The organism is Streptomyces sp. NPDC002788 (assembly GCF_053592115.1).
Genome location: NZ_JBSFVB010000034.1, coordinates 23270 through 31602 on the forward strand (window position 1 = coordinate 23270; position 8333 = coordinate 31602).

3 protein-coding genes and 3 pseudogenes are annotated in these 8333 nt (G+C 69.6%); 1 reads left to right on the plus strand and 5 read right to left on the minus strand.

Going from position 1 to position 8333, the window contains the following annotated elements; translation table 11 throughout:
- Window positions 1-364: 364 nt before the first annotated feature.
- On the minus strand, window positions 365-1423 hold the full coding sequence (locus ACWD1U_RS36580) for a LacI family DNA-binding transcriptional regulator (RefSeq protein ID WP_451113677.1): 1059 nt from the start codon (window positions 1421-1423) through the stop codon (window positions 365-367).
- 258 nt (window positions 1424-1681) lie between these two features.
- Here ACWD1U_RS36580 and ACWD1U_RS36585 point away from each other — a divergent pair.
- Window positions 1682-1990: pseudogene (locus ACWD1U_RS36585) on the plus strand (transposase); the annotation flags it as partial.
- Here ACWD1U_RS36585 and ACWD1U_RS36590 read toward each other — a convergent pair.
- The 4 genes and pseudogenes from ACWD1U_RS36590 to ACWD1U_RS36605 form a co-directional block, all read right to left on the minus strand.
- Window positions 1984-2110, minus strand: a pseudogene (locus tag ACWD1U_RS36590) (sigma-70 domain-containing protein); the annotation flags it as partial. The pseudogenes ACWD1U_RS36585 and ACWD1U_RS36590 sit on opposite strands and share 7 nt — an antisense overlap.
- 64 nt (window positions 2111-2174) lie before the next feature.
- Window positions 2175-2825, minus strand: coding sequence for a leucine efflux protein LeuE (gene leuE, locus ACWD1U_RS36595; RefSeq protein WP_451113678.1), 651 nt, complete (start codon window positions 2823-2825; stop codon window positions 2175-2177).
- Between the two features lie 443 nt (window positions 2826-3268).
- Window positions 3269-3362, minus strand: a pseudogene (locus ACWD1U_RS36600) (helix-turn-helix domain-containing protein); the annotation flags it as partial.
- 37 nt (window positions 3363-3399) lie between these two features.
- A complete protein-coding gene (locus ACWD1U_RS36605) occupies window positions 3400-8097 on the minus strand; it encodes an Ig-like domain repeat protein (RefSeq protein WP_451113679.1) in 4698 nt (1565 codons plus the stop codon).
- Window positions 8098-8333 lie beyond the last annotated feature (236 nt).

The window sequence follows — 8333 nt, forward strand, 5'->3', positions numbered from 1 at the left end:
CTCGCGGCAGGCCTCCGGCGGCATGCCGACAGAAGCGAGGTCCGGCGCGATGCCGGCGGCGAGCTGTGGGAGAGGCTTGGTGACGCGCCGATACCTGGTCGGCGAGGAGCGCGAGGCTCAGTACCCTCGCGCCTGAGGGGCCGGACCGCTGGAGGAACGGGACGAACTGGCGCAGACCAACCCGCCCGCGCCTACCGGCGGGGCGGAGGCGGCGTCCAGCACCAGCAGGCTGCGACGCCTCGACGCCTCGTTGAAAATCTCAGGGGACATGTGTGTACCCTCACTGTGTTCCAAGTACTGACAGGACCGACGACCGGTTGCGACGGTCGCCTGTCATAGTGCGAAGTGCTTCGCCGTCCCGGGGTCAGAGTCGGGGCGGCGAAGCGACCGATGCCCGCGCCACCAGCGGGCAAAGCAGCATCTCCTGGCTGTCCGGGCCCGGTGGCCGGCCCGGCGTCTTGGTGAGCGTGAGCAACTGGGCCACAGCCCGTGCCCCCATCTCGTAGTGCGGGAGCTGAACCGTGCTCAGCGCGGGGTAGACGGCCTCGCAGACCAGCTCTTGGTTGTCGAACCCGATGACCGACAGATCACCGGGGATGGACAGTCCCAACTCGGCGGCAGCGCGATAAGCACCGGCGGCCATCCGGTCGTTGAAACAGAACAGTGCCGTCGGGCGCTGCTCCGCCGTCAGCAGGCGCCGGGCAGCCCGGTAGCCCGCGTCCACATCGCCGGCCGTGGTCCCGAAGGGCACTGCCGTCTCCGCGGCGACCAAAGACGGATCAAAGGGGACACCGACCTCGGCCAGCGCCTTGCGGTAGCCCTCCAAGCGGCCCTGCCGGGCGGGAACGTCGACGGTCTGCACGGTCACGCCGATCCTGCGGTGCCCGTGGCCGATCAGCTCACGCACCGCCGTGTATCCGCCCTGGACCTCATCGGGCACCACGAAGGGGACGGCGGGGTCGTCGGAGCGCGCGTCCAGCAGCACGGTGGGGGTCGAGCCCAGGCTCTCCGGCACTCGCACGTTCCGGTGGTACATCGCCGCGTACAGCACGCCGTCCACCTGCCGCTGGAGCAGCATCTCGATGCTGGTGCGCTCCAGTTCGGCATCGCCGCTGGTGTTGACCAGCAGCAGCACCAACCCCTCGGCCGCGGCGGCCTCCTGGGCGCCCAGGATCGTGCGGCCGGCATGGGGGGTGGTGGCGATCTCATCGCTGACGAAGCCGATGGTGTGCGACCGCTTCAGTCTCAGCCCCCGGGCAAGGCCGTTCGGCGCGTACCCGAGCTCGTCAGCGACCCGCAGGACGCGCTGCCGGGTCTCCGCACTGGCCCGCTTGCCCTCTACGCCGTTCAGGATGTGCGACACGGTCGCGGTCGACACACCCGCCGCCGCGGCCACGTCCTTGATCCCGATCCGGCGCGCCATTGCCCCTGCCCAAACTAGTAGATACCGGGTTGACTAATCGTTTAGCCAACCGCGTGCACATGAGACTGCCCATGCCCAGAGCTCCTGTCAATGGCTTGTTACGAACTCCTGGCCGTCAGGTGTCCTGTGGGGAGGTCCAGCAGCGACGGAGCCATGCTCAAGACCTGTGGATCGAGCTCGGGGAGCACGCGAAGGGCGTACCTTCCCGAGTGATCGACTGATGGTCATCGAGTAGGCCGGTGTTCGCAGCCCGGCTCTCTGATCGACGAGATCGTCCGCGAGGGCGTGAGGCGGATGCTCGCGGCGACTCCGGAGGCCGAAGTCAACGCCTACATACCCGAGTTGGTTGATCAGCGGGACGAGCAAGGCCGACGTCTGGTCGTCCGCAACGGCTGCCGCCAGCCCCGGAAGGTCACCACCGCGGCCGGAGCGGTCGAGGTCAAGGCCCCGCGCGTGAACGACAAGCGCGTCGACGCCGGGACCGGTGAGCGCAAGCGGTTCTCCTCCGCGATCCTGCCGCCGTGGTGCCGCAAGTCCCCGAAGGTCAGCGAGGTGCTGCCGCTGCTCAGCTCGGACAGTTCCTTGACCGTGGGGGTGCGGCCCAGTCGGCTGCGTAGTTCTTCGGTGGCTCGGGCCAACCGGACGCCGCTCTTCCTGCAGCAGTCGCGGGACGTGCACGGCCCAGGTTTACCGCATCCGCACCGGCGCACGTTGGCTGTCCCCCGTGTTGGGCGGTCGGCTCCCCGGTACGTCAGTGGCCCGTAGTGGCGAGCTTTGCCGCGAACCCGAGGAAGAGGGCGCCGGCTCCGCTGGTCAACCCCGCCGACAGGCGCCGCCGACGGCGGAACTGGGCCGAGAGATACGTGCCGCCGAGGATCAGCAGGGTCACGTAGCTGACGCTGATCACCTGGTAGATCAGCGCGAGCAGCCCGAAGGACAGCACCGGGTGCGGATAGGCCGGGTCGACGAACTGCACGAAGAAGGAGATGAAGAACAGGATCGCCTTAGGGTTGAGCAGAGTGATCAGCAGCGACCGCCGAAACGGCCGCTCGCCGTCCTGGGCGCCCTCCGGCCCCTCGGCCGGTGCTTCCACCTTGCGGGTGCGCCACATCTCCCATGCCCCGCGGATCATCCCGAACGCGATCCAGGCCAGATATCCGGCCCCCGCGTACTTGATGAGGGAGAAGACGAGTCCGTTGGCACGCAGCAGCGAAGAGAGCCCCGCGGCGGTGAGCAGCATCAGCAGGGCCTCGCCGATGAACAGGCCCGCCGCGGCCCGGTACCCGGTCCGCACACCGCGCCGTGCCGCCACGGACAGCGTGTAGAGGGAACTGGGCCCCGGCAACAGAATGATGAGGAGCGTCCCCAGGGCGTAGGTGGAAAGGTTGGACACTCCCAGCATCTGCTGCTCCCTCCGTGGCGGCTGCGGCTGCGGCTGCCCGGCGTCGTCGCCGGTGACTGGCCGACGTTGTTGCCGGTGACTGGCCGACGTTGTTGCCGGTGCGTACGTTGTGTGACACGACCAACTGATCGTCATCCGCTATCTGTTGAAGAGCGTAGTCCTCGGAGATGTGGGTGAAGTTCTCGGCCCGTGCGGCTGCGAGTTCGTCGATGTCGAGCAGGTCCTGCTCGCCGAACCGCTTGTGGAGCTCCGATCGCTTCTCGGGTGTGATGGCGATGTCGAGGTGAGCCAGGTACGTGTCGATCTCCGCGCTGCTCTTGAAGAACGACGGCTGCTCGTAGTCGACGAGCAGGTCCCACGCCGTGCTGTTGGGCAGTGGGATGAACCGGGAGAACTCGATGGACGACAGCTCGACCTCGCCCGGCATCTGCCGAATAACAAGTCGTGGCGCCAGCGCTCCACCGAACGCTCGCTCACCCGCAGGTCCTTGGCGATGCCGGACGTTCCGTCACCCCGTGCGAACCTCCCCCCGGCCTCGCGGTCGCCCCTGGTGACAGGTTGCGGGGCATGCGGGTCAGGGCCTGACGGTATGCGTGTCCGTGCCGCTGGAGCCGGCGAAGTCCGCGCTGCCGGTGTAGGCGGCAGTGATGGGGTGGGTGCCCACGCTCAGGGGGATCGTGATGGTTGTGCTGGCGGTGCCATTCACGAGCGGGGAGCTGACGGGGGAGCGGTTGGCGATGGTGAAGGTGATGGTGCCGGTTGGTGTGCCCGCTCCGGGGGCAACGGGCACGACCGTCGCCGTGATGGTTACATCCTGTCCCCGGTTCGACGGGTCCGGGGACGAGACGACCGTGGTGGTCGACGGCGCCCGGTTCACAGAGTGCGGGTCGCTGCCGCTGGACCCGGCGAAGCTGCTGCTGCCGCTGTAGGTGGCGGTGGCGGTGAACAGGCCGCTGGACCTGGTGGTGTAAGCCCGTGTGACGGTGGCGGTTCCGTTGGCCAGGGTGGCGGTGAGCGGCGTGGTGCCGTCCCCGAAGTCGAAGGCGACGGTCCCGGTAGGGGTGCCCGCTCCGGGGGCGACGGGCGCCACCGTGGCGGTGAAGGTCACCGGCTGACCCACCACCGACGGATCCGGCGATGAACCCACCGTCGTGGTGGTGGGAGCCGGGTTCACGCTGTGTGGGTCGGTACCGCTCGAGCTGGCGAAGTCGGGGCTTGCGCTATAGGTGGCGGTGACCGTGTACGGGCTGCCTGTCCTGGTGGTGTAAGCCCGTGTGACGGTGGCGGTTCCGTTGGCCAGGGTGGCGGTGACCGGCGTGGTGCCGTCCCCGAAGTCGAAGGCGACGGTCCCAATAGGGGTGCCCGCCCCGGGCGCGAGCGGTGCGACGGTGGCGGTGAAGGTCACCGGCTGACCCACCACCGACGGATCCGGCGACGAACTCACCATCGTGATCGTCGACGCACGATGCACGGTGTGGGTGTCCGTCCCACTCGAGCCGGCGAACGCCATGCTCCCGTCGTAGGTTGCGGTGACCGTGTACGGACTGCCGGCTGCGGTGGTGTAGGGGCGGGTGACGGTGGCGGTGCCGCCAGTCAGGGCGGCGGTCACCAAGGCGGTGCCGTCCCCGAAGTCGAAAGTCACGGTGCCGGTGGGAGTGCCCGCTCCGGGGGCGACGGGCGCAACCGTGGCGGTGAAGGTCACCGGCTGACCCACCACCGACGGATCCGGCGACGAACCCACCGCCGTCGTAGTCGACGCACGGCCCACCGAGTGGGGGTCGGTGCCGCTGGACGAGATGAAATCCGTATCCCCGCTGTAGGTGGCGGTGACCGTGTAGGGGTCGTTTCCGCGGTCGGTGTAAGCCCGTGTGACGGCGGCGGTGTCGCCGGTCAGGCTGGCGGTGACCGGAGTCGTGCCGTCACCGAAGTTGAAGGTCACGGTCCCGGTGGGAGTGCCCGCTCCGGGGGCGACGGGCGCGACCGTCGCGGTGAAGGTCACCGGCTGACCCACCACCGACGGATCCGGCGACGAACCCACCGCCGTCGTAGTCGACGCACGGCCCACCGAGTGGGGGTCGGTGCCACTGGAGGAGACAAAGTCGGTGTCTCCGCTGTAGGTGGCGGTGACCGTGTAGGGGCTGCCGGACCTGGTGAGGTAGGCGTGAGAGGTGGTGGCGGTGCCGCCGCTCAGCGTCGCGGTGACCGGCGTGGTGCCGTCCCCGAAGTCGAAGGTGACGGTACCGGTGGGGGTGCCCGCTCCGTGGGCGGCGGGCGCGACCGTGGCGGTGAAGGTGACGGTCTCGCCGGCCACGGACGGGGTCGGCGCCATGGTGACGGTGGTGAGGGTCAGTGCCCGACGGACCCTGTGGGCGTGGGTAGTGGTGGAGCCGGTGAAGTCCGCGTCGCCGTGGTAGGTGGCGGTGACGGGGTACGGGCTGCCGGCGGCGCTCGTGTAGGTGTGGGAGGTCGTGGCCGACGCCTCGGTGAGCGGCAGGGTGACAGGGGTGGTGTCGTCGCCGAAGTCGAGGGTGACAGTGCCGGTGGGAGCGCCCGCCCCTGGGGCTTGGGGTGTGACGGTGACGGTAAAGGCGACCGACTCCCCCACCAGGGACGGATTCGGTGCGGATGCCACCGTGATACTCGTCGGCGCCTGCTCCACGGTGTGGGTGGCCGTTGTGGTGGAGCCGGCGAAGTCCTCCTCGCCGCCGAAGGTGGCAGTGACCGTGTAGGGGCTGCCGGTGGTGTCTGCATAAGCATGGACAATCATGGCGGTGCCGTTGTCGACCGGAGCGGCAACCGACGGCGTCCCGTCACCGAAGTCGAAGATCACCGTGCCTGTTGGCACGTCGGCTCCCGTGGCGTCCGGTGTGACGGTCGCGGTGAAGGTGACCGGCTCGCCTGCCACAGACGGCTCGGGCAGGGCACTGAGCGTGGTGGAGGTGGGGGCCGGGTTCACCCTCTGGGTGTCCTGACCCGCCGAAGAGCTGAACGCTTGGTCATCGCTGGAGTAGACAGCGATGACCGGATAGGGGCTGCCGGTCGCGGTGGTATAGGTGTGGCCGGCGGCGGCGATCCCTTCCGCAAGGGGCACCGCCGCGGTCGGCGTGCCGTCACCGAAGTCGAAGGTGACGGTGCCGGTGGGGGTGCCCGCTCCGGGAGCGACGGGCGCGACCGTGGCGGTGAAGGTCACCGGTTGCCAGGTCGTCGACGGATCCGGTACGGACGTCACGGTCGTGGTGGTGGCCTGGACGTCGGACAGCACCCGGTGGGTGCGGACGTCGCCGGACGGGGCGAAGTCGGTGTCCCCGCTGTAGGAAGCGGTGATCGTGTAGGTGGCCTCGGTGGCAGGGTACGTATGCACGACCGTGGCGAAACCGTCCACGAGGGTCTGCACGTCAGCCGGTGTGCCGTCGCCGAAGTCGACTGTCACCGTGCCCGTGGGCCGCCCGGCGCCGGGGGCGGCCACGATGACCCGCGTGGTGACGGTCGCCGACCCCTCGGGGTTGGAGGGCTCCGGCGAGGAGAGGACGGTCGTCGAGGTCGGCGCCTGGAGCACGGCCTGCTCCGTCACATCCGACGACGGGGCGAAGTCGTCGTCCCCGCTGTAGACGGCGGTGACCGTGTAGGGGCTGCCGCCGGTGGTGGTGTAGGTGTGCGTCGCCGTTGCCAGGCCGCCCACCACCACGGCGGTGACGGGGACGGTGCCGTCGCCGAAGGCGAACCAGACCGTGCCCGTGGGCGTGCCGGCTTCGGGGGTGACGGTGACGACGGCCGCGGTGAACGTCACGCGCTCCCCGACAACGGGCGACTCTGCGGAGGAGCTCAGTGTGGTGGTCGTGGGCGGGTCGAGATAGGTGTAGGCGGGGCCGCTGGCGGTGCCGCCCAGGGTGTCCACCACCACCGGGACCCTTATGGCGGGCCCGGGCGGCGCTGGCGGTGCGGGGGGCGCGGTAAGGACGAGTTGGGCGTCGGAGACGACGGTCGGGTACACACCGACGGTGCCGATCCGCACTTCCTGGGTGGTGTACAGGCCGATGCCGGTGATGGTGACGGTGTTGCCACCGGCGTTCGGCCCGGTGGCGGGAAAGACGGCCCGGATACGCGGGGGCTGAAGGTAGAAGAACCTTCCGATCGTGTAAGCGGTGCCGGCGAGGGTGACGGTGACCGGGACCACGCCGGTGCCGGCAGGGGTGACGGCGGCGATGGTGAAGTCGTCCACGACCGAGAACGAAGCGGCCGGACGGCCCCCGAACCGCACCTGGGTGGCACCGAGGAAGCCGCGCCCGCTGAGGATGACCAGAGTGCCACCCCCGGTATGTCCTTGGTCGGGTGAGACGGCCACTGGAATGTTCAGAACACTCACCGTGTCGGTGGCCCTCTCGGCCACGTAGATGTGGCGGCTGTCGCGGGTGACCCCGATCCCGTACGGCTCGCTGAGCCCGGTGACGGTGGCCGCACGGGCATTGGTGGCAAGGTTGATCGCCGTGACCGAACCGGAGCCGGCCTCGGTGACATAGGCCAGCACGCCGCGAGGGCCAATGACCATGGAGACAGGAGAGTTGAAGCCGTCGACCGTGGTGGCGATGGTGTACGTGGTGGTGTCCACGACGCTGACCGTGCCGCCACTGTGGTCGGCGATGTACAGCCGCTGCCCGTCAGGGGTGACGGCAAGACCACGCGGCTGAGTAAAGCCGCCGATCGTGGCCACAGCCGTGTTCGTGTTCGTGTCGACGACTGTGACGGTGCCGTCGCCGACGTTGCTGACGTACACGTAGGGGGCGTCCGGAGACAGCGCGACCTCATACGGGCTGGCGCCCACCGCCACGCTCGTCACAACCGCGCGCGTGGCGGTGTCCAACACGACCAGAGTGCCGGTGTCCTGGCTGACCACATAGGCGAGGGCGCCACCCGGAGAGAACGCGATACCCGCCGGAGCCGAGATACCGACGATCGTCGCCGTGACCGTGTTCGTCGCGGTGGAGATCACGCTGACCGTCCCCGAACCGGAGTTGCCCACATACGCCTCCGTCCCGGCCGGGTTGACGGCCACCCCCCATGGGCCGGACCCCACAGGGACCGTGGCCGTGACGGACCGGGTGACGGTGTCCAGGGCCGTAACCGTGCCCGAGCCGAAGTTCGTCACGTATCCCGCCCGGCCGACGCGGCCCAGGGCGACGCCGGTAGGACTATCACCCACCGGGATGACGGAGAGCGGGACAGCGGGAACGGTGAGGCTCGCGGCACGCATGCGCGGAAGCAGATCGACGGACACGGGCGACTCCCTCCTTCCAGGGGACGGGACCTTGCGGCCGAGGGATGTGCCCGCCCGTGAGACCGGACGGGCCGTCACGGGCGGGCTTCCGACGGCGCGCCTGCTGCCGCCTGGTGGCAGCAGCAGGGGCGCGCCTGTGGAGGGTGGGTCAGATGCCGGGGCCGGCGACGTAGGTGAAGGCACCTACTGCCGTGTCGGATCCGGCGGGGTTGGTCACGACCACGTCGGCCGCCCCG